This is a genomic window from Streptomyces sp. Z26 (assembly GCF_003665095.1).
In the GTDB taxonomy this organism is placed as follows: domain Bacteria; phylum Actinomycetota; class Actinomycetes; order Streptomycetales; family Streptomycetaceae; genus Streptomyces; species Streptomyces phytohabitans.
In genome coordinates this window covers 1169396-1195296 of the sequence record NZ_RCHV01000002.1, presented here as the reverse complement: position 1 = coordinate 1195296, position 25901 = coordinate 1169396, and the positions used below count along the sequence as shown (strand labels likewise).

Annotated in this window: 21 protein-coding genes; 12 read left to right on the top strand and 9 right to left on the bottom strand. The window is 72.2% G+C overall.

Annotated features, from left to right (window positions below; all coding sequences use genetic code 11):
• Positions 1 to 53 precede the first annotated feature (53 nt).
• From pgeF to D7M15_RS05210, 5 genes are all read left to right on the top strand, one after another.
• Complete coding sequence (gene pgeF / locus D7M15_RS05230) at positions 54 to 803, top strand: peptidoglycan editing factor PgeF (protein ID WP_121516412.1); 750 nt, start codon at positions 54 to 56, stop codon at positions 801 to 803.
• A gap of 42 nt (positions 804 to 845) precedes the next feature.
• Positions 846 to 1565: a YggS family pyridoxal phosphate-dependent enzyme gene (locus D7M15_RS05225; protein ID WP_121520247.1), complete on the top strand. Its 720-nt coding sequence runs from the start codon at positions 846 to 848 to the stop codon at positions 1563 to 1565.
• Between the two features lie 163 nt (positions 1566 to 1728).
• Positions 1729 to 2361 carry a cell division protein SepF gene (gene sepF / locus D7M15_RS05220; protein ID WP_121516411.1) on the top strand — a complete coding sequence of 211 codons (633 nt, stop codon included), beginning with the start codon at positions 1729 to 1731 and terminating at the stop codon, positions 2359 to 2361.
• Positions 2362 to 2423: 62 nt separating this feature from the next.
• Positions 2424 to 2708 carry a YggT family protein gene (locus D7M15_RS05215; protein WP_121516410.1) on the top strand — a complete coding sequence of 95 codons (285 nt, stop codon included), beginning with the start codon at positions 2424 to 2426 and terminating at the stop codon, positions 2706 to 2708.
• Positions 2709 to 2760: 52 nt separating this feature from the next.
• On the top strand, positions 2761 to 3996 hold the full coding sequence (locus tag D7M15_RS05210; protein WP_121516409.1) for a DivIVA domain-containing protein: 1236 nt from the start codon (positions 2761 to 2763) through the stop codon (positions 3994 to 3996).
• A 101-nt stretch (positions 3997 to 4097) separates the two neighbouring features.
• Here D7M15_RS05210 and ileS read toward each other — a convergent pair whose 3' ends face one another.
• On the bottom strand, positions 4098 to 7244 hold the full coding sequence (gene ileS, locus D7M15_RS05205) for an isoleucine--tRNA ligase (RefSeq protein ID WP_121516408.1): 3147 nt from the start codon (positions 7242 to 7244) through the stop codon (positions 4098 to 4100).
• 490 nt (positions 7245 to 7734) lie between these two features.
• Here ileS and D7M15_RS05200 point away from each other — a divergent pair, with 490 nt between their 5' ends.
• Both D7M15_RS05200 and lspA read left to right on the top strand, forming a co-directional pair.
• Entirely contained in the window at positions 7735 to 8445 is a 711-nt protein-coding gene (locus D7M15_RS05200) for a TraR/DksA C4-type zinc finger protein (protein ID WP_121516407.1), read from the top strand.
• Between the two features lie 34 nt (positions 8446 to 8479).
• Positions 8480 to 9046 carry a signal peptidase II gene (gene lspA / locus D7M15_RS05195; RefSeq protein WP_121516406.1) on the top strand — a complete coding sequence of 189 codons (567 nt, stop codon included), beginning with the start codon at positions 8480 to 8482 and terminating at the stop codon, positions 9044 to 9046.
• A 52-nt stretch (positions 9047 to 9098) separates the two neighbouring features.
• Here lspA and D7M15_RS05190 read toward each other — a convergent pair whose 3' ends face one another.
• Positions 9099 to 10343, bottom strand: a complete 1245-nt coding sequence (locus tag D7M15_RS05190; RefSeq protein WP_121516405.1) for a peptidase M6 — start codon at positions 10341 to 10343, stop codon at positions 9099 to 9101.
• Between the two features lie 156 nt (positions 10344 to 10499).
• Here D7M15_RS05190 and D7M15_RS05185 point away from each other — a divergent pair, with 156 nt between their 5' ends.
• Complete coding sequence (locus D7M15_RS05185) at positions 10500 to 11441, top strand: RluA family pseudouridine synthase (protein ID WP_121516404.1); 942 nt, start codon at positions 10500 to 10502, stop codon at positions 11439 to 11441.
• A gap of 2 nt (positions 11442 to 11443) precedes the next feature.
• Positions 11444 to 13039, top strand: a complete 1596-nt coding sequence (locus tag D7M15_RS05180; RefSeq protein WP_121516403.1) for a Na+/H+ antiporter — start codon at positions 11444 to 11446, stop codon at positions 13037 to 13039.
• Between the two features lie 27 nt (positions 13040 to 13066).
• Here D7M15_RS05180 and D7M15_RS05175 read toward each other — a convergent pair whose 3' ends face one another.
• Positions 13067 to 14173, bottom strand: a complete 1107-nt coding sequence (locus D7M15_RS05175) for a mechanosensitive ion channel domain-containing protein (protein ID WP_121516402.1) — start codon at positions 14171 to 14173, stop codon at positions 13067 to 13069.
• A 134-nt stretch (positions 14174 to 14307) separates the two neighbouring features.
• Here D7M15_RS05175 and D7M15_RS05170 point away from each other — a divergent pair, with 134 nt between their 5' ends.
• Positions 14308 to 14886: a dienelactone hydrolase family protein gene (locus D7M15_RS05170; RefSeq protein WP_121516401.1), complete on the top strand. Its 579-nt coding sequence runs from the start codon at positions 14308 to 14310 to the stop codon at positions 14884 to 14886.
• 91 nt (positions 14887 to 14977) lie between these two features.
• Here D7M15_RS05170 and D7M15_RS05165 read toward each other — a convergent pair whose 3' ends face one another.
• The 5 genes from D7M15_RS05165 to D7M15_RS05145 all read right to left on the bottom strand — a co-directional run bounded on the left by D7M15_RS05165 (position 14978) and on the right by D7M15_RS05145 (position 20226).
• Complete coding sequence (locus D7M15_RS05165; protein ID WP_121516400.1) at positions 14978 to 15907, bottom strand: thioredoxin domain-containing protein; 930 nt, start codon at positions 15905 to 15907, stop codon at positions 14978 to 14980.
• Positions 15908 to 15951: 44 nt separating this feature from the next.
• Positions 15952 to 16632: a hypothetical protein gene (locus D7M15_RS05160; RefSeq protein ID WP_121516399.1), complete on the bottom strand. Its 681-nt coding sequence runs from the start codon at positions 16630 to 16632 to the stop codon at positions 15952 to 15954.
• Positions 16633 to 16785: 153 nt separating this feature from the next.
• On the bottom strand, positions 16786 to 17502 hold the full coding sequence (locus tag D7M15_RS05155; RefSeq protein ID WP_165906358.1) for an ABC transporter permease: 717 nt from the start codon (positions 17500 to 17502) through the stop codon (positions 16786 to 16788).
• Between the two features lie 259 nt (positions 17503 to 17761).
• Positions 17762 to 18763 (bottom strand): ABC transporter ATP-binding protein, encoded by a 1002-nt coding sequence (locus D7M15_RS05150; protein WP_206337455.1) that lies wholly within the window; start codon positions 18761 to 18763, stop codon positions 17762 to 17764.
• A gap of 191 nt (positions 18764 to 18954) precedes the next feature.
• The gene (locus tag D7M15_RS05145; RefSeq protein WP_121516398.1) at positions 18955 to 20226 is read right to left on the bottom strand and encodes an NYN domain-containing protein; all 1272 of its coding nucleotides are present in this window, start codon (positions 20224 to 20226) and stop codon (positions 18955 to 18957) included.
• A gap of 197 nt (positions 20227 to 20423) precedes the next feature.
• Between D7M15_RS05145 and D7M15_RS28375 the strand changes: the two genes are divergently transcribed.
• Positions 20424 to 20597 (top strand): hypothetical protein, encoded by a 174-nt coding sequence (locus D7M15_RS28375; protein WP_165906202.1) that lies wholly within the window; start codon positions 20424 to 20426, stop codon positions 20595 to 20597.
• A 127-nt stretch (positions 20598 to 20724) separates the two neighbouring features.
• On the opposite strand, the gene dnaE is transcribed toward D7M15_RS28375, so the two are convergent.
• Positions 20725 to 24267: a DNA polymerase III subunit alpha gene (gene dnaE / locus D7M15_RS05140; protein ID WP_121520242.1), complete on the bottom strand. Its 3543-nt coding sequence runs from the start codon at positions 24265 to 24267 to the stop codon at positions 20725 to 20727.
• Positions 24268 to 24513: 246 nt separating this feature from the next.
• On the opposite strand from dnaE, the gene D7M15_RS05135 reads away from it, so the two are divergent.
• A complete protein-coding gene (locus tag D7M15_RS05135) occupies positions 24514 to 25842 on the top strand; it encodes a DUF2252 domain-containing protein (RefSeq protein ID WP_121516397.1) in 1329 nt (442 codons plus the stop codon).
• Positions 25843 to 25901 lie beyond the last annotated feature (59 nt).

Genomic DNA, 25901 nt, shown 5'->3' with positions numbered 1-25901 from the left:
TCCCCGGAGCCGTACGGCACCCGTGGCCCGGCCGGACCGCGGGAATCCGCGCGGTGATAGGTCGGCACGACACCGAGAGCGGCGCCCACTTCGCCTCCACCGACCGGTGGGGCGGGGTGAGCGCCGCTCCTCGTGCGTCCCTCAACCTCGGCGGCGCGGTGGGCGACGACCCGGCGGCCGTACGGGAGAACCGGCGGCGGGCCGCCACCTCGCTCGGGCTCGACCCGGCGGCGGTCGTCTGGATGAACCAGGTCCACGGCGCGGACGTCGCCGTCGTCACTGGCCCCGCCGACCTCGGCGCCGAACCGGTCGACGGCGTCGTCACCGCGCGGCGCGGCACGGTCCTCGCCGTCCTCACCGCCGACTGCACCCCCGTCCTGCTGGCCGACCCCGTCGCCGGGGTCGCGGGCGCGGCCCACGCCGGTCGCCCGGGGCTCGCCGCCGGGGTCGTCGGCGCGACGGTCGACGCGATGGTCCGGCTCGGCGCCGACCCGGCGCGGATCACGGCGCGCACCGGCCCCGCCGTCTGCGGCCGCTGCTACGAGGTGCCCGCGGACATGCGGGACGAGGTCGCCGCGCGTGTGCCCGAGGCGTACGCCACGACGCGTCGGGGCACTCCGGCGCTCGACGTGGCGGCGGGCGTACGGGCGCAGCTCGCCGCGCGGGGCGTCACCTCGGTCGAGCTGTCCGACGTGTGCACGTTGGAGTCGGCGGACCACTTCTCGTACCGGCGGGACAAGGACACCGGACGGCTGGCGAGTTACGTCTGGCTGGAACCGCCCGGTCCGCGGTCCGGCCGGTGAGGGGGAGCGATGGGTACGGACGCGGAGCGCGGGGTACGGGACGTGGCTGACCGGAAGGCCGAACTGGCCGCCAACCTCGCCCGGGTGGAGGAGCGCATCGCCGGCGCGTGCGGCACGGCGGGGCGCGCACGGGAGGACGTCACCCTCGTCGTCGTGACGAAGACCTTCCCGGCGAGCGACGTACGGTTGCTGGCGGAGCTGGGGGTGCGCGACGTGGCGGAGAACCGCGACCAGGACGCCGCCCCGAAGGCGGCGGCCTGCGCGGACCTCCCGCTGAACTGGCACTTCGTGGGCCAGTTGCAGACCAACAAGGCCCGTTCCGTGACGTCTTACGCCCACTTCGTGCACTCCGTCGACCGGCCGCGGCTGGTCACCGCGCTCTCCGAGGCGGCGGTCCGCGCGGGGCGGGAGACCGGCGTGCTCCTCCAGGTCGGCTTCGACGGGGAGTCAGAGCCCGCCGCCCCGCGCGGTGGTGTGCGGCCCGCCGACGTTCCGGATCTGGCGGAGCGGGTAACGGAGGCTCAGGGGCTGCGCCTGGCGGGGGTGATGACGGTCGCACCGCTGTCGGGACCGTACGCGGGACGCCCCGGCGAGACGTTCCGGCGGCTGTGGGAAATCTCAACCGACCTGCGGTCGCGGCATCCTGCTGCGAACATGGTGTCAGCAGGCATGAGTGCGGATTTCGAGGAGGCGGTGGCGGCGGGTGCGACACATGTACGCGTCGGCAGTGCGGTACTCGGAGTCCGACCCCGCCTCGGGTAACGTCGCCAAGCAAGTCGGACCACAGCAGAAAATATGGTCATTTCCGCCAGATCACTCAGAGTGGACAGGCGGACGGGGTATGTGGATTCATGGCCACCGGTGACGGAGCCCGGGGCCTCCCGTGGGAGGCAGGGGACCCACCACAGAGCGGAGGACGCAAGAAATGGCCGGCGCTATGCGCAAGATGGCGGTCTACCTCGGCCTCGTGGAGGACGATGGGTACGACGGCCCGGGGTTCGACCCCGACGACGAGTTCGAGCCCGAACCGGAGCCGGAGCGCCGGCGGCACCATCAGCCGCAGCCGCACCACTCGTTGCAGAAGGACGATCCCGAGGAGTCGGTACGGGTCATGCACCCCCCGGCCCAGCGGGAGCGCGAGATCTCGCCACCGCCCTCGGTGGTCCCTGAAAGCGGACGAGCGGGGAGGATTGCCCCCGTGTCATCCATCACACCTGAACGCCAGAACCTGGAGAAGAGCGCCCCGGTGATCATGCCCAAGGTCGTGTCCGAGCGGGAGCCGTACCGGATCACCACGTTGCACCCCCGGACCTACAACGAGGCCCGTACCATCGGGGAACACTTCCGCGAGGGCACTCCGGTGATCATGAACTTGACCGAGATGGACGACACGGATGCGAAGAGACTGGTGGACTTCGCAGCCGGTCTGGTGTTCGGTTTGCACGGAAGTATTGAACGGGTGACACAGAAGGTCTTCCTGCTGTCTCCTGCTAACGTCGATGTCACGGCGGAAGACAAGGCCCGCATCGCAGAGGGCGGGTTCTTCAACCAGAGCTGAGACGTGGTGTCACGGCAGGGGTCGCAGGGCCACACGAGAGAGTCAGGGGAGAGGCAACGCAGATGGGGACCGCACTACAGGTGATCCAGATCGCGTTGTACTGCTTCTTCCTGATCCTTCTCTTCCGGCTGGTGATGGACTACGTCTTCCAGTTCGCCCGCTCATGGCAGCCAGGCAAGGCGATGGTCGTCGTTCTGGAGGGCACCTACACTGTCACCGATCCGCCACTCAAGCTCCTGCGGCGGTTCATCCCGCCGCTACGCTTCGGGGGCGTGGCGCTCGACCTGTCCTTCTTCGTGCTCATGATCATCGTCTGGATCCTGATCAACGTCGTGGCCGGGCTGTGAACGAGCGAGACGGTCTTGCCGATATGCCGACGACTTACGTTGAGGTGAAGAGATGCCACTGACCCCCGAGGACGTACGGAACAAGCAGTTCACGACCGTCCGTCTCCGTGAAGGCTACGACGAGGACGAGGTCGACGCCTTCCTTGACGAGGTCGAGGGCGAACTGACGCGTTTGCTCCGCGAGAACGAGGACCTGCGGGCCAAGTTGGCCGCGGCGACCCGGGCTGCCGCGCAGAACCAGCAGCAGGGCGGCGGCATGCGCAAACCTGAACCCCAGGAACGGCCAGGCGGGCCACCCGTGCCCGCCGCCATATCGGGACCGCAGCCGGTGCCGCCGCAGCAGCAGCACCCGCAACACCCCCAGCACCCGCAGCATCAGCAACATCCCCAGCACCCGCAGCAGGGGATGGGCGGCCCGCCGCAGCTTCCGGGCGGCCAGCCCCAGCTTCCCGCCGGTCCCGGTGGTCCGCAGGGCGGACCCATGGGCGGCCCGCAGGGTCCCGGTGGTCCCGGCATGGGCGGCCCCGGTGGTCCCGGCGGACCTCCCGGGATGATGGGCGGCCCGCAGGGTCCCGGCGGTCCCGGTCTGCCCCAGCAGATGCAGCAGATGCAGCAGCAGGGTGGCGGCCAGAACAACGACAGCGCCGCCCGTGTGCTGTCGCTGGCCCAGCAGACCGCCGACCAGGCGATCGCGGAGGCCCGTTCCGAGGCCAACAAGATCGTCGGCGAGGCCCGCAGCCGTGCCGAGGGCCTGGAGCGGGACGCCCGCGCCAAGGCCGACGCGTTGGAGCGGGACGCCCAGGAGAAGCACCGCGTCGCGATGGGCTCCCTGGAGTCCGCCCGCGCCACGCTGGAGCGCAAGGTCGAGGACCTGCGCGGCTTCGAGCGGGAGTACCGCACGAGGCTGAAGTCGTACCTGGAGAGCCAGCTGCGCCAGCTGGAGAACCAGGCCGACGACTCGCTGGCTCCGCCGCGCACCCCGGCGACCGCGTCCCTGCCGCCGTCCCCGTCGATGGCCTCGGCGGGCGCGCCCTCCGGCGCCGGCGGCACCATGGGCGGACACCAGTCGATGGGCGGCAACCCGTCCATGGGTGGCCCCTCGATGGGCGGTCCGTCGATGGGCGGCCCCGGTGGTCACCCGCAGAACGGCGGCCCGACGTACGGGGGCGGCCAGCCGCAGATGACGCCCGCGATGACGCAGCCGATGGCTCCGGTACGCCCCCAGGGCGGGCCGCAGCAGGCACCGTCGCCGATGCGGGGCTTCCTGATCGACGAGGACGACAACTGATCGTCCCCGCCGGTCGCTGAGCGACGCGGACGCCACACGAAGGGGCCGGGCCCGAGAGTCACTCTCGGGCCCGGCCCCTTTCGCGTGCCCGCGCGCTGTGGCTACGCCTTGCGGAGGCGGAAGACCAGCCCCAGGGACTCGTCCTCGAACGGCTCCCCGTACGTGCCGTCCGCCTCGGCCGGGTCGCCCGCGGTGAAGTCCGTCGCCAGGACCTCCTCGGAGATCAGCTCCGTGTGGTCCGCCAGCGCCCGCGCGACGTCGTCGTCCGCGGCGGACCAGCGCAGGGCGATCCGGTCGGCCACGTCCAGCCCGGAGTTCTTCCGCGCCTCCTGGATGAGCCGGATCGCGTCGCGGGCGAGGCCCGCCCGGCGCAGCTCCGGGCTGATCTCCAGGTCCAGCGCCACGGTGGCGCCCGAGTCGGAGGCCACCGACCAGCCCTCGCGGGGGGTCTCGGTGATGATGACCTCCTCCGGTACGAGGGTGACCCGCTCGCCGTCGACCTCGACCGCGGCGGAGCCCGCCCGCAACGCCACCGACAGGGCGGCGGCGTCCGCGTCGGCGATCGCCTTCGCGACGGCCTGGGTGCCCTTGCCGAAACGACGGCCCAGCGCGCGGAAGTTGCCCTTGGCGGTCGTGTCGACCAGGGAGCCGCCGACCTCGGAGAGCGAGGCCAGCTCGCTGACGTTCAGCTCCTCGGTGATCTGCCGCCGCAGGTCGGGGGAGAGCGTGGCGAAGCCCTGCGCCGCCACCAGCGCCCGCGACAGCGGCTGCCGGGTCTTCACGCCGGACTCCGCGCGCGTGGCACGCCCCAGCTCGACCAGGCGTCGTACGAGCAGCATGTCGCCGGAGAGTTCCGGGTCGACCGCGTCCAGGTCGGGCACGGGCCAGTCCGCCAGGTGCACGGACTCCGGGGCGCCGGGGACGACCGGGACGACCAGGTCCTGCCAGACCCGTTCGGAGATGAACGGCACCAGCGGCGCCATCAGCCGCGTGACGGTCTCCAGGGTGTCGTGCAGGGTACGGAGCGCGGCCGGGTCGCCCTGCCAGAAGCGGCGGCGGGAGCGGCGTACGTACCAGTTCGACAGGTCGTCGACGAAGGTCGACAGCAGCTTGCCGGCGCGCTGCGTGTCGTAGTTCTCCATGGCGGCCGTCACCAGGTCGACCAAGGCGTGCAGCTCGCTCAGCAGCCAGCGGTCCAGGAGCGTCCGCTCGCCCGGCCGCGGGTCGGTGTCGGTGGGCGCCCAGCCGGACGTACGGGCGTACAGCGCCTGGAAGGCCACCGTGTTCCAGTACGTGAGGAGCGTCTTGCGGACGACCTCCTGGATCGTCCCGTGCCCCACCCGCCGCGCGGCCCACGGTGAGCCGCCCGCCGCCATGAACCAGCGCACCGCGTCCGCGCCGTGCCGCTCCATGAGGGGGATGGGCTCCAGGATGTTGCCCAGGTGCTTGGACATCTTGCGGCCGTCCTCGGCGAGGATGTGGCCGAGGCAGACGACGTTCTCGTAGCTGGACCGGTCGAAGACCAGGGTGCCGACGGCCATCAGCGTGTAGAACCAGCCGCGGGTCTGGTCGATGGCCTCGCAGATGAACTGCGCGGGGTAGCGCTTCTCGAACAGCTCCTTGTTGCGGTACGGGTAGCCCCACTGCGCGAACGGCATCGAGCCCGAGTCGTACCAGGCGTCGATCACCTCCGGGACGCGCGTGGCGGTCGACTCGCAGCTGGGGCAGGGGAAGGTGACCTCGTCGATGAACGGCCGGTGCGGGTCCAGGTCCGACTGGTCGGTGCCGGTCAGGTCGCTCAGCTCGGCCAGCGAACCGACGCACGTGAGGTGGTCGTCGGCGCAGCGCCAGATGGGCAGCGGGGTGCCCCAGTAGCGGTTCCGGGAGAGGGCCCAGTCGATGTTGTTGTCGAGCCAGTCGCCGTAGCGGCCGTTCTTCACCGAGTCCGGGTACCAGTTGGTGCGCGCGTTCTCACGGAGCAGCGCGTCCTTGACCTGGGTGGTGCGGATGTACCACGACGGCTGCGCGTAGTAGAGCAGCGCGGTGTGGCAGCGCCAGCAGTGCGGGTAGCTGTGCTCGTACGGCAGGTGGCGGAAGAGGAGGCCGCGCGCGTCCAGGTCCGCGACGAGCGTCTCGTCGGCCTTCTTGAAGAACTGCCCGCCGACCAGGCCGACGCCCTCCCCGAAGGTGCCGTCCGGGCGTACGGGGTTGACCACCGGCAGGCCGTACCCGCGGCAGGTCCGCAGGTCGTCCTCGCCGAACGCGGGCGCCTGGTGCACCAGGCCGGTGCCGTCCTCGGTGGTGACGTACTCCGCGTTCACCACGAAGTTCGCGCCGTCCAGCGGGACCAGGTCGAAGGGGCGCTCGTACGCCCAGTGCTCCATCTCCGCGCCGGAGAACGACTGGCCCGTCGCCGTCCAGCCCTCGCCCAGCGCCTTCTCCAGCAGCGGCTCGGCCACGACCAGCCGCTCCCGCCCGTCGGTGGCGACCACGTACGTCACCTCGGGGTGCGCGGCGACGGCGGTGTTGGAGACGAGCGTCCAGGGGGTGGTCGTCCAGACCAGCAGGGCGGCGTCACCGGCGAGCGGGCCGGTGGTCAGGGGGAGGCGGACGTAGACCGACGGGTCGACGACCGTCTCGTACCCCTGCGCCAGCTCGTGGTCGGACAGGCCGGTGCCGCAGCGCGGGCACCAGGGGGCCACGCGGTAGTCCTGGGCCAGCAGGCCCTTGCGGAAGATCTCCTTGAGCGACCACCAGACGGACTCGACGTACTCGGGGTCCATGGTGCGGTAGGCCGCGTCCATGTCCACCCAGTAGCCCATGCGCTCGGTGAGCTTCGCGAACGCGTCGGTGTGCCGGGTGACGGACTCGCGGCAGCGGGCGTTGAACTCGGCGATGCCGAAGTCCTCGATGTCCTGCTTGCCGTTGAAGCCCAGCTCCTTCTCCACGGCCAGCTCGACCGGCAGGCCGTGGCAGTCCCAGCCGGCCTTCCGCGCCACGTGGTAGCCCTGCATCGTACGGAAGCGGGGGAAGACGTCCTTGAAGACGCGGGCCTCGATGTGGTGCGCGCCGGGCATGCCGTTCGCGGTGGGCGGGCCCTCGTAGAACACCCACTCGGGGCGGCCCTCGGACTGCTCCAGGCTGCGGGCGAAGACCTTCTGCTCGGCCCAGAAGTCGAGCACGGCGCGTTCGAGCTCGGGCAGGTCGACCTGGGCGGGGACCTGGTGGTACTGCGGCTGCGGACTCATCGGGGTCGTCTCTCTCCGGCGGACGTGTGGCTTCCGTCGGAGGGACGAGAGCGCCTGCCGCTGCGGCAGCCGTCCCGCGGTACCACCCTCCTTGGCGACGGAACGTGCCGTCGCCCCCTCATTGGGCCGCGCTGCCGGGTCTACTCGCTCCGGGGAGCTTTTCTTCCGGCGGCTCCGGGGTGATCTTCACGTCGCGCTGACCCCCGGGCTCACACCGTCCCCGGGTCGCTCTCGGCCGCACACGGACGCTACTCGTCCCCATCCACGCCTTTCGCTCCGGCCAGTGTACGGGCCGCCGCCAGTGGGCATGAACGGTTTTCGAGCGGTGGAGCGGGGCACAACTGCTCTCGGCGGCGACCGAGGGGTGCGCCGCCGGGCGGACGAAGATCACGAAGGGAACGGCGTGCCCCGTTGCCGCGAACGCGAAGTCGATTTATCGTTCCGGTCACGATTCGCGAGCAAGATCACACAATGTGAAGGGGTCGCGGCCATGGTGGCGAGACGGACCGCCGCGAAGAAGACGGCCTCCGCGCGGCAACCCGCCCCCGAGGGGCGGTCCGCCGACGACACGGCGGCCGAGGGGAAGAGTGTGACCAAGGCGACGTCCGCACCCGTGCGGAAAGCCCCCGCCGACCAGGCACCCTCCAAGAAGACCACGGCGAAGAAGGCGCCCGCCGGCAAGAAGCGCGCCACGAAGACACCTGCCGCCAAGAAGACGGGAGCCCAGACCGTGGCTGCGAAGAAGACTCCGGCGAAGGCCGCGGCGGTTCCCACCGCCCGCGCGTCCCGGACCACGCCCGTGAACCCCGCCGAGCTGGCCGTACGCCCCGGCGAGGACCCGTGGACGGAGGAGGAGGTCGCGGAGGCGCGCGCCGAGCTCCAGACCGAGGCCGTACGGCTGCACGCCGAGATCGCGTCCTCCGAGGAGGCCCTCACCGGCCTGATGCGGGACTCCGGCGACGGCGCGGGCGACGACGACGCCGACACCGGCACGAAGAACATCACGCGCGAGCACGAGATGGCGCTCGCCGCCAACGCCCGCGAGATGGTCCACCAGACGGAGCGCGCGCTGGAGCGGCTGGAGGCCGGTACGTACGGCCTCTGCGAGAGCTGCGGCAACGCGATCGGCAAGGCCCGCATGCAGGCGTTCCCCCGCGCGACGCTGTGCGTGGAGTGCAAGCAGAAGCAGGAGCGCCGCTGATCGTGGCCCGCACCACGTGTCGTACCCTCATCTCGTGACAGAGGCGGAGCGGACCATCGAGACCCCCGATGAGGACGAGTCGACGGCGGAGCGGTCCGGGCAGCAGCCGCCGCGCGGGCGCCGCCGGATCGCCGTACTGGTCGGGGTGGCCGCCCTCGCGTACGCCCTGGACCTGTTCAGCAAGCTGGTGGTCGTCGACCGGCTGGAGCACCAGGAGCCGATCGACGTGTTCGGCACCGTGCTGCGGCTGGAGGTCATCCGGAACAAGGGCGCGGCCTTCGGTATCGGCGAGGCGCTGACCCTCGTGCTCACCGCGATCGCCGCGGTGGTCATCCTGGTCATCGCCCGGCTGGCGCGGCGGCTCTACAGCACGCCGTGGGCCATCGCGCTGGGCATGCTGCTCGGCGGCGCCCTCGGGAACCTCACCGACCGCGTCTTCCGTTCGCCCGGCGTCTTCCGCGGCGCGGTGGTCGACTTCATCGCGCCGACCCACTTCGCCGTCTTCAACCTCGCGGACTCCGCCATCGTCTGCGGCGGCATCCTGATCGTCGTCCTCTCCTTCCGCGGTCTCGACCCGGACGGCACGCTGCACCGGGACTGACCCGGGCGCCGCCCGCCGTCCGGGCCCCACCGCGCCGCCGCGCGCCGCCCGCTCAGCGCGGTCGCGTCACCCGTACCGTCCAGCTCCCGCCCGGCTTCTCCGGGCCGTCGGTCACCGCCACCCGTACGCCGTTCGCGAAGGTGTGCCCGCCGCCCGCGCGGAACGGCGCGTCACCCAGCTCGGCCAGCTCCGCGGGGGAGTGGTCGGCGCAGGCGCTGCCGCCCTTGCTGCGCGGCGTCGCGTCCACGACGCGTACGGGGCCGCGGCCGGTCTCCACCCGCGAGTCGACGGTGTAGACGAGTACGCCCTCGGTGCAGATCCGGGCGTCCAGTCCCGTACGGGTACGGGCCTCGGCGACGACCGCCGTGCTCGGGCCGGTCTTCACCACGGCGATGTTCGCGCCGTCCCGCGAACCGACCGGCTTCAGCGTGTGCGTGCTCGTGCCGGGCCTGCTGACGCACTCCACCTGACGGTCCGCCAGCCACCCGAACTTCCACTTGTGCCAGCCCATCAGGTCCGATATCCCCGCCATGCTCATGGTGTCCCAGCCGCCCGCGAACTCCACCGAGGCGCCGTTGCGGACGTTGTAGAGGTCCGGCAGGCCGTAGAGGTGGTTGGCCTCGTGCACGAAGTTCCCGCGCTGCCAGGTGGGGGAGTCGGCGCGGCGGCCGAAGACGAGGGCGGCGGCGCGGATGTCGCGGGTGCCCGCGTGGAGCGAGTCGAAGGTGTTCGCCTGCGAGACGGTGGGCTGCGCGGGGACGTTGTCGTCCGCGACGACGTACACGAAGTCGGTGTCGCGGAAGTCCGTGCCGCGCGCGCGGGCCGCGTCGATGGCGTCCTGCACGTACGCCCGCATGTCCTCGGAGGTGATGCCGCGCCGGATGTCGTACGAGGACCAGCCGCGCGGCATCCGCGTCCAGCCGCGGGTGGGCTCCAGGTCCAGGTGGTAGCGGCCGTAGGAGGAGCGGTCGAGGTAGCGCTCGCCGTAGTCGGAGAAGAAGGCGGCGCGGTCGGCGGCGGCGCCGCGCGCGGGTATGTCGGGAAAGTCGACCATGATCATGGTGGCTTTCCGGCGGCCCTCCGGGCTGACGTACTCCGGGCCCGTCGGCCCCTCCCCGAAGCCCGGGGTGGCCTTGATCGCGCACGGTCCGGAGACGCCGACGGCGTCGGCCACGTCGCCCGGCAGCAGGGCCAGGCCGAGGGCGGACAGGGCGGTCGCGGTGGCGACCGCGACCACGCGCCGGCCGGGTATGCGGTGGCGCGCGGGCGCTGGGGTCACCGGGGGCTCTGGCGACATACGGGGCTCCCTCCGGGCGGGCTCGGAACGTGGTCACACCGTCACCGTGCGGGGAGGGCCGCGCATGCCGGAGGGAGCCGCGCGGGTGAGTCACCGGGCGTCGCGCGAGGGGGCGTACGGTCGGGGGCGCACCGGCCGTCCGGCATACTCGATCAGGTGAGCATGCTTCCCGAAGTCCGCACCCTGCCCGTACCTGACGGCCTGGAGGGCGAGCGTGTGGACGCCGCCCTCGCCCGGCTGTTCGGCTTCTCCCGTACGAAGGCGGCCGAACTCGCCGCGGACGGGAAGGTCCGGCTCGACGGCGCGGAGGCCGGGAAGTCGGACCGGGTGCAGGGCGGCGCCTGGATCGAGGTGGAGATGCCCGCGCCCCCCGCGCCCGTACGGGTCGTCGCGGAGCCCGTCGAGGGCATGGAGATCGTCCACGACGACCAGGACGTCGTGGTGGTCGTGAAGCCCGTCGGCGTCGCCGCGCACCCCAGCCCCGGCTGGACGGGCACCACCGTCATCGGCGGTCTGGCCGCGGCCGGTTACACCATCAGCACGTCCGGCGCCGCCGAACGGCAGGGCATCGTGCACCGGTTGGACGTGGGCACGTCCGGGCTGATGGTCGTCGCCAAGTCGGAGCGGGCGTACACGCTGCTGAAGCAGCAGTTCCGCGAGCGTACGGTCGACAAGCGCTACCACGCGCTCGTCCAGGGCCACCCCGACCCGCTCAGCGGCACCATCGACGCGCCCATCGGGCGGCACCCGCAGCACGACTACAAGTGGGCCGTCACCGCCGAGGGCAAGCCGTCCGTCACGCACTACGACCTGATGGAGGCGTTCCGCGCCGCCAGCCTGCTCGACATCAAGCTGGAGACCGGCCGTACGCACCAGATCCGCGTGCACATGGCCGCGCACCGGCACCCCTGCGTCGGGGACCTGACGTACGGCGCCGACCCGAAGCTCGCCGGGCGGCTGAAGCTCACCCGGCAGTGGCTGCACGCCGTACGCCTCGGCTTCGAGCACCCGGGCGACGGCGCCTGGGTGGAGTACGAGAGCGGCTACCCGGACGACCTGCGGCTGGCGCTGGACCGGGTCCGCGCCGAGAGCGCGTAGCCGTGGACCAGCTCGCCCTCGTCTTCGCGCTGCTCCTGGCCGCCGTCGTCATGGTCCCGGTCGGGGACCGGCTGGGCCTGCCGTCGCCGGTGCTGATGACGCTGTTCGGCGGGGTGCTCGCGCTGCTGCCGTTCGTCCCCGAGGTCGAGGTGCCGCCCGACCTGATCCTGCCGCTGGTGCTGCCGCCGCTGCTGTACGCCGCCGCGCAGCGCACGTCGTGGCGGCAGTTCACGGCGAACGCGCGGCCGATCCTGCTGCTGGCCGTCGCCCTCGTCTTCGTCACCACGGCGGTCGTCGCGTGCGTCGCGGAGGCGGCCGTACCGGGGCTGCCGTGGGCCGCCGCCGTGGCCCTCGGCGCGCTGGTGGCGCCGCCCGACCCGGTCGCGGCGACCCAGGTGGCGGCGCGGCTCGGGCTGCCACGGCGGCTGGTGTCGATCCTGGAGGGCGAGGGGCTGTTCAACGACATCACCGCGATCACCCTCTACCACGTGGCGATCGCCGCCGCCGTCACCGGCCACTTCTCGCTCACCGAGGCCGTCGGTGAACTGGCCCTCGTGGCCGTCGTCGGCGTCGCCGTCGGCCTCGCGCTGGGCTGGGCCGCGAACCGGCTGATGACCTTCCTCGACGACGTGACGCTCCAGACCGGGCTGAGCCTCCTGGTGCCCTTCGCCTCGTACGTGCTCGCCGAGGAACTGCACGGCTCGGGTGTGCTCGCGGTGCTGGTCACCGCGCTGTTCCTGGCCTCCGGGCGGGCCGTCGACGCGGACGACGTCAGCGGACGGCTCGCCGGGCAGACGTTCTGGTCCGTGGTGGACACCCTCGTCACCGGCATCGCCTTCGGCCTCATCGGCCTCGAACTCCAGCCGGTGCTGGCCGCGGTCGGCGGCCGCTGGGACGAACTCCTCCCCGCCGCCGGGCTGGTCGTCGGGGCGGTGGTCGTCGTACGGCTGCTCTGGCTGCTGCCCGCCTCCTGGCTCGCCCGGAAGCTGCACCAGCGCAAGGACGTGGACGAGGAGATCCCGATGAGCTGGCGGGAGACGATCGTCGTCTGGTGGTCCGGGATGCGCGGGGTGGCGTCCGTGGCGCTGGCCCTCGCCGTACCGCTGACCGTGGAGGGCGGCGAGGAGTTCCCGGAGCGGGACGCGATCCTCTTCCTCGCCTTCGTGGTGGTGCTGGTGACCCTGGTCCTCCAGGGCCTCACGCTGCCGTGGCTGGTGAAGCGGCTGCACGTACGGGCCGACACCGCCGCCGAACGGCAGCTGGAACGGGAGTTGGCGATCCGCTGCGCCAAGGCCGCGAAGCGGCGGCTCCGCGAGATCGAGGCGGAGGAGGACCTGCCGGAGGAGATCACCGAGGCGCTGCTGCGCCGGGCGCAGGACCTCGGCGTACGCGTCTCGCCCGAGCTGGTGGACGAGGACCGCCGGGACGCGCACGAGCAGCGGGTGCAGCGGCTGCGGAAGATCCACCGGTTGCAGGGCGAGCTGCTGTCCGCCGCCCGGCACGAGGTCGTCGCCGCGCGGAACGAGCCGGGCACCGACCCGGAGATCGTGGACCGGGTGCTGCACCGGCTGGACGTCCGCAGCTTCAACGTGAACTGACGCCGCCACCCGCGCCCCGTACGGCGCCTAGCGCTCCGTGCCCGGCCCGCCGCCCTGCGGGCCGACGCGCGGGCCCGCGCCCGGCGCGGCCTCGTGCGGGGCGGTCGCCGCGGGCGACGTGGCGACGCGCGGCAGGGCGTACGGGTGCTCCTGCTGGAGCCAGGTCACCAGCTCCTCGCGGACGCCGCACTGGAGCGTCCACCAGTCGTCCGTGTCCTTGGCGGACATCGCCGCCCGCACCTGGATCGTGGTGGGCGTGGTGTCCGTGACGACCAGGCTCCAGGTCCGCCGGTCCCAGTCGTCGCGCTCGGTGAGGACGGTGTGCAGGTGCTCGCGGAGCAGCCGTACGGGCGCCGAGTGGTCGAGGTGCAGCACGACGGTGCAGGTGATCTCGGTGCCGCCGCGCGACCAGTTCTCGTACGGCTTGCTGTTGAAGTACGCGACGGGCATCGTCAGCCGCCGGTCGTCCCAGATCCGTACGGTCAGGAACGCGAGGGAGATCTCCTCGACCACGCCCCACTCGCCCTCCACGACCACCGTGTCGCCGATGCGCACGGAGGCGCCGAAGGCGACCTGGAGTCCCGCGAAGAGGTTGCCCAGCATGGACTGGGCGGCGACACCGGCCACGATGCCGATCACGCCCGCCGACGCCAGCATCGACGCGCCCAGCGCCCGCAGCTCCGGGAAGAGCAGCAGGATCGCGACGGCCGCGGCGATCGTCGCCAGTACGAACGTGATGACCCGCTGGATCATCGTCAGCTGGGTCCGGAACCGGCGTACGCGCGCGGGGTCGCGGGTCGTCGCCGCGAACCGGGCGAGGGACGTCTCCGCGACCGCGCTGGCCGTCCGTACGGCGAGCCACACCAGGGCGGCCACCGTGACGAGCGCCAGGATGTTCTTGATCAGCCGGTCCTCGTGGGTGTCGATGCCCGTCAGCCCGTACGCCGCCTGGAGGCCCGAGGAGACCAGGACGACCTGCAACGGGAGTCCGCAGCGCCGCAGATGGCCCCAGAGCGGCGTCTCGGGGTGTCTGCGGTCCGCCGCGTCCAGTACGCGGTCGGCGAGCCAGCCCGCGATCAGGGCGATGGCGATCGTGCCACCGACGACGAGGACGGGGCGCAGCACCTGCTCCATGAACCTCTCAGCTCCTCTTCCTGGCGTTCCCGTGGGGCCGCCGGGGCCCGTGGTCCCGGGGCCGTGAGGGGGAACGCTAACTGGCAGGATGGGCGCGCACGAAATTCTGCTCCTGTGGGAAGTGACACGCGCCGATGGCCACTGTTGTGCTGTTCCATTCCGTCCACGGTCTGCGCCCCGCGGTGCACGCCGCCGCAGAGCGGCTGCGGGCGGCGGGCCACACCGTGCACGTACCGGACCTGTACGAGGGGCGGACGGCGGAGACGGTCGAGCAGGGCCGGGACATCAAGGACGCCATCGGCACGGACGAGCTGCTGCGGCGCGGCGTCGCCGCCGCGGCCCCGTACTCCGCCGACGGCCTCGTCTACGCGGGCTTCTCGCTCGGCGGGTCCGTCGCGCAGAACCTGGCGCTGGCCGACCGCCACGCGCGCGGGCTGCTCCTCCTCCACGGCACCTCCGACCTGCCGGAGGACGCGGCCGTGGACGACCTGCCCGTACAGCTGCACGTCGCGGACCCGGACCCGTTCGAGTCGCACGACTGGCTGAACGCGTGGTACCTGCGCATGACGCGGGCGGGCGCCGACGTGGAGGTCTACCGCTACGCCGGGGCCGGGCACCTCTACACCGACCCGGACCTCGACGACCACGACGCGGAGGCGGCGGACGCCACGTGGCGTACGGCGCTGGGCTTCCTGGCGGACCTGGACGGCTGAGCGCGGTTCCGTACGGCGGGCCCGGCGCCCGCCGGGGACCGTACGGGCGCGCGCGGCCTCCCGCCGCGCGCGGCCGTACGGTCCTGGGGCGTCAGCCCTTGTCCTTGTCCTTCTCCTCGTCCCCGCCGCCCTTGCCCTTGGCGGCGATCTCCTTGTCCACCAGGGTGTTCAGCTGCTCCGGGGACATGGGCGGGCTGCCCTGCGAGTCGGCCTTGAGGTGCTTCCCGTCCAGCTTGATGGTCGGGGTGCCCTGGACGCCGGACTTGTCGAACTTCTTCGAGATCTGCATGGCCCAGGCGTCGTACGTGCCGTCCTTGACGGCCTTCTCGAAGTCCTTGTTGCCCTTCAGCTCCTTGACGTTCTGGGCTATCTCGATCAGGTCGTCGTCACTGGCGAACGCGTCGTCGGTCTCCTCGGGGTGGTGCTCCTTGGAGTACAGCGTCTCCTTGTACTCCAGGAACGCCTCCGGGCTGACGTTCAGGGCCGCGCCGAGCGCGCTCAGCGCGTTCTTGGAGCCGGTGCCCGCCGCCGCCGGGTTCTTGTCGAGGAAGGTGCCGAAGGTGAACGACGCCTTGTACTTGCCCTTGTCGATGTCCTCCAGGATGGCCTTCCCGGTCGTCTGCTCGAACGTGGAGCAGATCGGGCAGCGCATGTCCTCGAAGACGCCGAGCGTGTGCTCGGCCTTCTCGTCACCGACGACGATCTCGCTGCCGTTCTTCCCGGAGGTGTTCGCGGGGGCCGCGTACTTCACCTTCTCGCCGTCCACCGAGACGCTGCCGCCGTCGCCCTTCTCGGCGAGCTTCGTGGCGGCGCTCCAGTCGCTGGAGTCGCCCTCGCCGCCGTTGCCGCCCATGTTGGACACGGCCACGCCGACACCGGCGGCTATCGCGAGGACGGCGACGATCGAGCCGCCGACGACGAGCTGGCGGCGCATCTTCTCGCGCTTCGCCTGCTTCTCGCGTTCGACGCGCAGCCGCTCGCGGGCGGCGCGCTTGGCTTCCTGGCTGTTGCGCTTGCTCATGGTGGTTCTCTCCGTGTCGTACGTGGGGCGGGGACGTCGTGCGCTCAGGCGGTGGTCGCGAGGGCGTACGGCGGTCCGCGGCGCAGCACGGAGTGGCGGATCAGCGGGTACGGGCGGACGGCGCGTACGGGCAGCGCGCGGGCCGTACCGGCGGGCGGGCCGTCGGCGGCGCTCGTACGGGCGCGGGCGGCGCACAGCAGCGGCCGGAAGGCGGTCGCGGCGGCGGCCCGCAGCAGGCGCGCGGCGGCGGCCTCGCCGCGGCGCAGCCAGGCGGCGGCGAGCAGGCCGACGGCGAGGTGCGCGGCCAGCAGCAGCCACGGCGAGCTGGCCGGGGCGTGCGCGGGGAGCGACGTACCGCCGTGCGCCAGCCGGGCGAGCGGGGTGCCGAACTCGCCCCCGGCGCACACGAAGTCGATCCCCACGGAGCGGAGCGGGCCGGTCACGGGGCCGCCCGCCTGGCCGTAACAGGTGTGCTGGCCCGCGGTGAAGACGGTGTCCGCGAAGAGTTCGAGGGGGACGAGCAGGGCCGCGATGCGGAGGAAGCCGCACTCGCGGTCGGCGAGCGCGAAGGCGAGGAGGAAGACGCCGACGCTGACGGGGGCGAGCGTGCCGGGCGGCACGGGCGCTCCGGACAGCAGCACGTGGGCGCCCGCGGACAGCGCGACGCACAGCGCGGTGAAGACCGCCGCCCGTGCCGTCCGTATGCCTGCCCCTGCTATGCCCATCGCCGCCCGAGTGTGCCACGGTCGGGGCTAAGCGGCAGCTAAAGGGGGCCGCTTAGCGACCAGCCCGGTATCCGACCGTTACGCGGCGGACCAGGGGAGTTGCCGGGGCCGTACGGGCGGGCACGGCCGCGCGTACGGGGGTCCGCCGGGCCGTCAGCGGACCGACGCCCGCCGGTACGCCCAGGTCGCCACCGCCAGCGACACCACGCCCACCGCCGCGCACACCCCCAGGTCCAGGGCCACCCGCGGCCACTCCGGCCGTGACTGGAGCGCGCGGGCCAGCGCCTCGACGCCGTACGTCGACGGCAGCAGGTCGCGTACCCACTGCACCGGGCCCGGCAGCTGCCCGCCCGGCAGCACCCCCAGCAGCAGCGCGGCGGACATGCCGAGCTGGCCGCAGACCGTCGCCAGCTCCGCGCGCGGGGCGAGCAGCCCGAGCGCCGCGCCCAGTCCCGCCAGGGCGGCCCCGGCGAGCGGGATCACGGCCACGAGCACCCACAGGCCGCCCAGCGGCAGGGCGAACAGCACGCTGCCGACCACCGCCGTGAAGAGGACGCCCGGCACGGTGAACGAGGCGTACGCGCCCGCCGCGCCCAGTACGACGGCGGCGGCCGGTACCGGCAGTGTCGCGTAGTGGTCGAGGCCGCCGCTGGCGCGGAGCTGGCCGAAGTACTGGGCGAGCAGGTTGAGCGCGACGAACGCCACGACCAGCACGCTCGACCCGGCGACGACCGCGCGCGCCTCGGCGCCGCCGTCCACCACGCCGCGCATCAGGACCATGATCCCCAGCGACTGGAACGTGGCCACGAACAGCAGCGGGATACGGGCCACGCGCGCCCGCGAGAGCTGCGCCCGGTACACCGCGCCCATCGACGGCCACAGCCGCGCGCGCGGCGCGAGCGGCGCGGGCCCGGTGCCCGACCACGCCTCGCCGCCGGGCGTACGGTCGGTGCCGCGCGCGCCCGTACCCGTACCGGTGTCCCCGGTCGCGCCCGTGGCGCGACCGGTCCTGTCCGCGCCCGCCGGTCCGTCGGCCGGGTCACCGAACCTGGCGCGGCTCTCCGCCGCCGCCGTGCTCACCGCGCCCCCGCCGGAGCGCACCGGGGGAGGGAGACCGTCCGCGCGTACCTCACGTCTTCACCAAGCCTTCCGTACGGCCCCCGAGTGCCAGATAGACGTCCTCCAGGCTCGGCGTGGCGAGCGTGAAGTCGTCGAGCGCGGCGAAGGCGGGCCCGGCCGTCACCGTGGCGACCGCGTCGCGCGCGGCCTCCGGCGTGAGGCGCAGGGTCCAGCGGCGGCCCGCCACGGCGGCGTCGGCGCCGAGCGCGGCGACCTCCGGCACCTCGACGGGCGCCCGCTCCCGCCAGACCAGCTCCAGCCGTACGTCGCCGCCGACCAGCGCCTTCAGACCGCCCGGGGTGTCGCAGGCGATCACCCGGCCGCGGTCCAGCACGGCGACGCGGTCGAGCACCGTCTCCGCCTCGATCACGTTGTGCGTCACGAGCACCACCGTCGTACCCCGGTCCACCCGGCGCCGGTCGACCGCCGCCCACACCGCGCGCCGCGCGACGGGGTCCATGCCGGTCGTCGGCTCGTCCAGCACCAGCAGCGGGCGCTCGCCGGCCAGCGCGGTCGCGACGCACGCCAGGCGGCGCTGGCCGCCGGAGAGGTGGCGCAGCGGGCGGCCCGCGATGCCGCACAGCTCCAGCTCCTCCAGCACGTGGTCGCGGGCGAGCCGGGCCTCGCGCGGCGCGAGGCCGCGCAGCCGGGCCGTCGTCTCCACGGCGAGCGAGACGGTCAGCTCGTCGAGGGCGGTCGACTCCTGCCCCAGGTAGGCGAGGAGCCGCGCGGCCCGTTCCGGATGCCGTACGACGTCGTGGCCCAGCACCTCGACGGCGCCCGCGTCGGGGCGCAGCAGGCCGGTGAGCTGGCGTACGAGGGTGGACTTCCCGGCGCCGTTCGGGCCGAGCAGGCCGAAGACCTCGCCGCGCCGCACGGTGAGGGAGACGCCGTCGGTGGCGCGGACCTCGGGCGTCGCGGGGGTGCCGCGCCGGGCGCGGCCCGGCGGGTACGTCTTGACCAGGGCGCTTGTCCGCACGGCGGCCCGCGTTGGCGTTCCCACGCTGCCCACCGCCTGCCCCGTGCCCGTTTCCACGAACTACGAGGGTACGCGGCCGGTCCGGGTGGTCCGTGCCGAGGGGGGTCGGGGGGACCGACGGGGCCGAGCGGGGCATACGGGGGCGACCTCGACACGGTGGCCGGGCGGCGGCCCGTACGGCCCGGGGTGCTCGGGGGCGGCCCGTACGGGCGCCGGGCCCCGCGCTACTCCGCCGAGGGGGACCGCTCCGTGGCGGTCAGCGCGTCGACCTCGCGCCAGAAACCGGCCCGGATCGCGTACCGGTCGTGCTCGTCGATCTGGTCGTCCTTGTGCGCCAGCAGGCCGAACCGGGCGGCGTAGCGCAGCAGTTCACCGTCGATGCGGTGCGGGACGCGCGGGTACTCGCCGGACAGGTGCTGGAGGTGCGTCCGCGAACCGAGGCGGCCGATCCAGCGCCGCGCGAAGACCTGGCCGACCTCGAACGGGTCGCCGCTGACGGCCGTGATGTCCTCCTCGCGGTCCGCCCACCGCTGCTCGGCCGTCGTGAGCTGCGCCAGCATCGGCAGCGCCGCGACCTCCGGCGCCTCGCCCGCGGCACCGGGCCGCTCGACGTAGCCCTTGTCGGACGACCAGCGGAGCATCGCACCGGCGGACGCGCCGGAGTGGTGCGCCTGCGGGGCGCCGTGCGCGCCGTGCGGCGGGCGGCCGAGCCCGGCGAGGTCCTTCGGGGTGGGCACGGCGGTCTCGCTCCGCGCCGGCGCGGCGGACTCGGCGGCGTCCGACGCGGCGCCGTCGTCGTGCCCGCCCTCGGCGTCGTCGGGGTGCTCGGCCGGGGGCGCGGGTGCCACGGGGGCCGAGCCGTTCTTCCCCGACTCCGGCAGTGGCGCCGCGAGGATGGCGGCGATCTCGGGGCGGGGCTCCCGCGGGGTGGCGCAGACGCCGCTGAGGTCCTTGGCGCGTACGGCCCGGGTGATCCACGTACGGTCCAGCACCCGGCGTTCGTCGGCCTCGGCGACGAGGTCCTCCGACTGGTTGTAGTCGCCGTCGGCGGCCTGCACCGCCCACAGGTGCACGGCGACGCCGTGCTCCTTGGCGGACATCAGGCCCGGCAGCAGGTCGCCGTCGCCGGTCACCAGCACGATGTCGGAGCAGGCGCGGTTACGGGCCAGCTCCGTCAGCTCGGCGTGCATCGCGGCGTCGACGCCCTTCTGCGCCCAGCGCCCCTCGCTCCGGGTGAGGGCGCCCAGCCGTACGGTGACGCGGGGCATCACCCGCAGCCGTCGGTGCTCGGGCTGGGGCACGCGGTCGGGGGCGCCGTCGAACCAGTAGATGCGGAGCAGCGCGCACTCCGTGTCCCCCTCGGCCCGCTCCCGCAGGGCCTGGATCAACGCGGTGTGGTCGACGGTGATGCGGGACCGGGTCGGCTCCCCGGCCAGGAGGCTCGCGGCGGCTCCCAGGAGGTACCCGGCGTCCACCAGGACGACGCAGCGGTCCACGTGCCACCTTCTCTCACAGCGTGTTTTCCCCGAGTCTGCCCGATGGGACGGGTGTTCACCGCCCGAACTCGATCACCGGCGTGGCGGCGTCAGGATAGCGGCCTCACTCATGGTAATTGCCTGGAATGCGGCATTTCTTCCCCCGTGCAAGGCTGACATCGGCCCCACGAAGGGGAGATCCCCGCAGGAGGACGATCATGGCCAAGAACAAGAACCGGGAACGCAGGCAGCAGCCCAGCAGCTCGGCGCAGCGCGGCGCCGACAGGTCGCGGCGGGAGGCCGAGTCCACCGCCGCCGAGGACATGAAGTCCGAGGGCGGGCCCGCGGGGGTGGCACACAAGGGGCGGAAGCGGAGCTTCGGTCACAACTGACCGTTCCGCACCGGTCGTTCCGGCGTCCGCCGGGTCGCGCGTACGTGCGCGGCCCGGCGGACGCGGTGCCGGCGGCTCCGCCGGTACGGGTACGGGGTGCCGCTGCGGGTGCCGGGTGCCGGTGGGGTCAGCCCGCCAGGCAGGCCGGGCCCAGCAGTTGCTTCAGATCGCCGAAGAGCGCCGGGTCCACGGTCACGCGGTGCCGGTCCAGCCGGAGCACCGTCGTACGCCGCGTCCCCTGGAGCTTGACCCGGACCTCCGTGGCGCCCCGGTGGTGGGTGAGGACCTCGCCCAGCTTCGCCACCAGCGGGGGAGTGATCTTGACCGACGGGATGGTGATCGTCACCGGGGCGTTGGCCGACGCCTCGCTCAGGTCCGGGATCATCAGCTCCATGGCGACCAGGCGCGGCACGTCCTCGCGCTTGTCGAGGCGCCCCTTCACGAACACCACGGCGTCCTCCACGAGTTGGGTGGAGACCAGCTGGTACGTGGCGGGGAAGAACATGCAGTCCAGCGAACCGGCCAGGTCCTCCACCGTGGCGATGGCCCAGGCGTTGCCCTGCTTGGTCATCTTCCGCTGGAGGCCGGAGATGATGCCGCCGATCGTGACGATCGAGCCGTCCGAGTAGTCCCCGCCGGTGAGCTGCGCGATGGCCGCGTCGGCCTTGTCGTTGAGGACGTGCTCCAGGCCGAACAGCGGGTGGTCCGAGACGTACAGGCCGAGCATCTCCCGTTCCTGCGCCAGGAGGTACGTCTTCTCCCACTCGACGTCCGAGAACTCGACGTCGAGGCCGAACGAGGGCGAGTCGTCGCCCGTGTCGTCGCCCATCCCGCCGAAGAGGTCGAACTGCCCCTCGGCCTCCTTCCGCTTGACCTGCACCACGTTGTCGATCATGGTCTCGAAGTGCGCGGTCAGGCCCTTGCGGGTGTGGCCCATGGCGTCGAACGCGCCCGCCTTGATCAGCGACTCGACGGTCCGCTTGTTGCAGACGACCGCCTCGACCTTGTCGAGGAAGTCGGGGAACGAGGCGTAGGCGCCCTTCGCGCGGCGGCACTTGACGATGGAGTCCACCACGTTGTTCCCGACGTTCCGCACGGCGGTCAGGCCGAAGACGATGGTGTCGTCGCCGCGCGGGGTGAAGTTGCCCTCGGACTCGTTCACGTCCGGCGGGAGCACCTTGATGCCCATCTTCCGGCACTCGTTGAGGTAGACCGCCGACTTGTCCTTGTCGTCGCGCACCGAGGTGAGCAGCGCGGCCATGTACTCCGCGGGGTAGTTCGCCTTCAGATAGGCGGTCCAGTACGTGACCAGGCCGTACGCCGAGGAGTGCGCCTTGTTGAAGGCGTACCCCGCGAAGGGGACCAGCACGTCCCAGACGGCCTGGATCGCCTCGTCCGAGTACCCCTTGTCGCGGGCGCCCTGCTGGAAGTTGACGAACTCGGCGTCCAGGACCTCCTGCTTCTTCTTGCCCATCGCGCGGCGCAGCAGGTCGGCCTGGCCCAGGGAGTAGCCCGCGAGGACCTGCGCGGCCTTCTGCACCTGCTCCTGGTAGACGATCAGGCCGTGGGTGATGCCCAGGACCTCCCGGAGCGGCTCCTCCAGCTCCGGGTGGATCGGGGTGATCTCCTGCTGCCCGTTCTTCCGGAGGGCGTAGTTGATGTGCGAGTTCATGCCCATCGGGCCGGGGCGGTAGAGCGCCGAGACGGCGGAGATGTCCTCGAAGTTGTCGGGCTTCATCAGCCGCAGCAGGGACCGCATCGGGCCGCCGTCGAACTGGAAGACGCCCAACGTGTCGCCGCGACAGAGCAGTTCGAAGGTCTTCGGGTCGTCCAGCGTCAGGTCGAGGAGGGTCAGCTCCACGCCCTTGTTCTTCTTGATGAGCTTGACCGCGTCATCCATGATCGTGAGATTCCGCAGGCCCAGGAAGTCCATCTTCAGCAGGCCGAGCGACTCGCAGCTCGGGTAGTCCCACTGGGTGACGACGGTGCCGTCGTTCTTCGGGGAGAAGACCGGCACGTGGTCGATCAGCTTCTCGCTGGACATGATCACGCCCGCGGCGTGCACGCCCATCTGCCGGACCAGGCCCTCGATGCCCCGCGCGGCGTCGATGACCTTGGTGACGTCCGGCTCGTTCTCGTACATCGAGCGGACCTCGCCCGCCTCGCTGTACCGCGGGTGGTCCTTGTCGAGGATGCCGGACAGCGGGATGCCCTTGCCGAGGACGTCGGCGGGCATCGCCTTGGTGATCCGGTCGCCCATCGCGTACGGGTAGCCCAGGACGCGGGAGGCGTCCTTGATCGCGGCCTTGGCCTTGATCGTGCCGTACGTGCCGATCATGGCGACCTTGTCGGCGCCGTACTTCTCCGTGACGTACCGGATGACGTCACCGCGCCTGCGCTCGTCGAAGTCGATGTCGACGTCGGGCATGGAGACGCGCTCGGGGTTGAGGAACCGCTCGAAGATCAGGCCGTGGTCGATCGGGTCGAGGTCGGTGATGCCCATCGCGTACGACACGATCGAGCCCGCCGCCGAGCCGCGCCCGGGGCCCACCGCGATGCCGTTGTTCTTGGCCCACATGATGAAGTCGGCGACGACCAGGAAGTATCCCGGGAACCCCATCTCGACGATGATGTCCATCTCGTAGTCGGCCTGCTTCTGCCGGTCCTCCGGCACGCCGTCCGGGTAACGGCGGGCCATCCCGCGCTGCACCTCCTCGCGGAACCAGGTCACCTCGGTGAAGCCGTCGGGCACGTCGAAGCGGGGCATCAGGTTCCGTGTGGAGAACATGCCCTCCGTGTCGACCCGTTGGGCGATGAGGAACTGGGTGTTGCGGCAACCCTCCTGCCACGCGTCGGAGTTGTCGATCGCGTACATCTCCGCGGCCGACTTCAGGAAGTAGCCCGCGCCGTCGAACCGGAAACGGTCCGGGTTCGACAGGTTGTTGCCCGTCTGGATGCACAGCAGGGTGTCGTGCGCGGACGCCTCGCTCTCGTACGTGTAGTGCGAGTCGTTCGTGACGACGAACGGCGCGTCCAGCTTGCGGGCGATCTCCTCCAGGCCGTCCCGCGCCCGCTTGTCGATGTCGATGCCGTGGTCCATCAGCTCGACGAAGAAGTTCTCCTTGCCGAAGATGTCCTGGTACTCACCGGCGGCCTTCAGCGCCTCGTCCATCTGGTCCAGCCGGATGCGGGTGCTCACCTCGCCGGACGGGCAGCCGGTCGTCGCCATCAGACCCTCGGCGCACTCCGCGAGCAACTCCTTGTCCATGCGCGGCTTCCGGAAGAAGCCCTCCAGGCTGGCCCGTGACTGGGCGCGGAAGAGGTTGTGCAGACCGACGGCGTCACGCGCCCACATCGTCATGTGCGTGTACGCCCCGTTGCCCGAGACGTCGTCCCGCTTCTGGTGCGGGGTGCCCCACTTGACCGGGCGCGCGCTGCGCCGCGACTCCGGCGCCAGATACGCCTCGATGCCCATCACCGGGGTGACACCGGCCTTCTTGGCCTGGTGGAAGAAGTCGTACGCCCCGTGCAGATTCCCGTGGTCGGTCATCGCGATGTGCGACATGCCCATCTCGTTGCACGCGTTGAACATGTCCTTGAGTCGGGCGGCACCGTCCAGCAGCGAATACTGAGTGTGCACATGCAAGTGTGTGAACTGCTGGTCTGTCACGGTGCGGGCCACCTCCGGCGCGGGTCTTCAGGGGCGATTCAGGAGTCTACGACCCGCCACCGACAACCCGTCGCGCCTTCCGCCGCGCCGCCCGCCGCACCTCGCGCCCGTCCGGCACGGTGCCGTCCCGTGCCCGCCCCGGGAGCCGGTCGCGGGCCCCGCGGAAGAGGTCTCGCGGCCGGGCACTCCGGGCTACGCTCGCGCGTTGGAAGCAGCGGACGCACGAGTCAGTAAGGGGCACTCTCCATGACAACCCAGCAGGTCGGCACGGACGAAGAGCGCGGCGAGCGGATTCTCGAGGTGTTCGACACCGCCTTCGGCGAGCTGCTGGCCGCCGATCCGGCCGCCTTCCAGGTCAAGTTCCGGAAGATGGCCGCCTCTGCGTTCGCCTTCTACCGCGGCACGGCCTGCCTCTTCTACGCCGACCAGGACGCGGAGAAGGACGGCGGCCCGTATCTGGACGACCGCACGTCGCGGGTCTGGATACACGGCGACCTGCACGCCGAGAACTTCGGCACGTACATGGACGCGAACGGCCGGCTCATCTTCAACGTGAACGACTTCGACGAGGCGTTCGTCGGCCCGTTCACCTGGGACCTGAAGCGCTTCGCCGCGTCCGTCGCCCTCCTCGGCTACACCAAGGCGCTCAGCGACGAGCAGATCACCGACCTCATCCGGACCTACGCCGCGGCGTACCGCGAGCGCGTCCGCAGCCTGGCCGTGGGCGCCAAGGGCGACGACATACCGTCGCTCAACCTCGACACCGCGGAGGGCCCGGTGCTCGCGGCGCTGCGGGCCGCCCGCGCGCACACCCGGTTCGGGCTGCTCGACGGCATGACGGAGATCCGGGAGTGGGAGCGGCGGTTCAGCCCCGGCGGCGGCACCGTCGAGCTGGACTCCGCCACGCGGTACAAGGTGCTGGACGCCTTCGACGCCTACCTGGACACCGTGCCCGGCGCCACCGCCGTCCGCCCCGACGCGTACCGGGTGAAGGACGTCGTGGGCCGCCGCGGCATCGGCATCGGCAGCGCCGGACTCCCGTCGTACAACATCCTGCTGGAGGGGAACAGCGACGCCCTGGAGAACGACCTCGTCATCTACATGAAGCAGGCTCAGACCTCCGCCGTCTCCCGGCACGTCACCGACCCCGCGATCCGCGACTACTTCCGGCACGGCGGCCACCGCACCGTCATCTCGCAGCGCGCGCTCCAGGCGCACGCCGACCCGTGGCTCGGCTGGACGGAGCTGGACGGCAAGGGACAGCTGGTCGCGGAGGTCTCGCCGTACGCGGTGGACCTCGACTGGTCCGACCTGGACAGCCCCGAGGAGATCTCCCAGGTCGTCGCGGACCTCGGACGGGCCACCGCCACCATGCACGCGGCGGCGGACGACGAGAGCGGGCACACCCTCGTGCCGTTCTCCACCGAGCGGGCCATCGACGCGGCCATCGCGGGCGACGAAGAGGGCTTCGCGGAGCTGCTGGTCGACTTCGCGCACGAGTACGGCACGACCGCGCGCCGCGACCACCAGATCTTCGTCGACCTCTTCCGGAACGGCCGGATACCGGGCCTGTAGGCGGACGGTGCCGTCGCCGCGCCACGACGGTTCGCCGTCCCCGTGCCGGACGGGGTTCC

Coding starts and splice junctions, on each gene's coding strand:
- D7M15_RS05165 (WP_121516400.1), bottom strand. CDS start 15,907: ATGAGCAAGCGCAACAGCCAGGAAGCCAAGCGCGCCGCCCGCGAGCGG.
- D7M15_RS05170 (WP_121516401.1), top strand. CDS start 14,308: ATGGCCACTGTTGTGCTGTTCCATTCCGTCCACGGTCTGCGCCCCGCG.
- D7M15_RS05210 (WP_121516409.1), top strand. CDS start 2,761: ATGCCACTGACCCCCGAGGACGTACGGAACAAGCAGTTCACGACCGTC.
- D7M15_RS28375 (WP_165906202.1), top strand. CDS start 20,424: ATGGCCAAGAACAAGAACCGGGAACGCAGGCAGCAGCCCAGCAGCTCG.
- D7M15_RS05135 (WP_121516397.1), top strand. CDS start 24,514: ATGACAACCCAGCAGGTCGGCACGGACGAAGAGCGCGGCGAGCGGATT.
- D7M15_RS05190 (WP_121516405.1), bottom strand. CDS start 10,343: ATGTCGCCAGAGCCCCCGGTGACCCCAGCGCCCGCGCGCCACCGCATA.
- D7M15_RS05155 (WP_165906358.1), bottom strand. CDS start 17,502: ATGGGCGCGGTGTACCGGGCGCAGCTCTCGCGGGCGCGCGTGGCCCGT.
- D7M15_RS05215 (WP_121516410.1), top strand. CDS start 2,424: ATGGGGACCGCACTACAGGTGATCCAGATCGCGTTGTACTGCTTCTTC.
- ileS (WP_121516408.1), bottom strand. CDS start 7,244: ATGAGTCCGCAGCCGCAGTACCACCAGGTCCCCGCCCAGGTCGACCTG.
- sepF (WP_121516411.1), top strand. CDS start 1,729: ATGGCCGGCGCTATGCGCAAGATGGCGGTCTACCTCGGCCTCGTGGAG.
- D7M15_RS05160 (WP_121516399.1), bottom strand. CDS start 16,632: ATGGGCATAGCAGGGGCAGGCATACGGACGGCACGGGCGGCGGTCTTC.
- D7M15_RS05200 (WP_121516407.1), top strand. CDS start 7,735: ATGGTGGCGAGACGGACCGCCGCGAAGAAGACGGCCTCCGCGCGGCAA.
- D7M15_RS05175 (WP_121516402.1), bottom strand. CDS start 14,173: ATGGAGCAGGTGCTGCGCCCCGTCCTCGTCGTCGGTGGCACGATCGCC.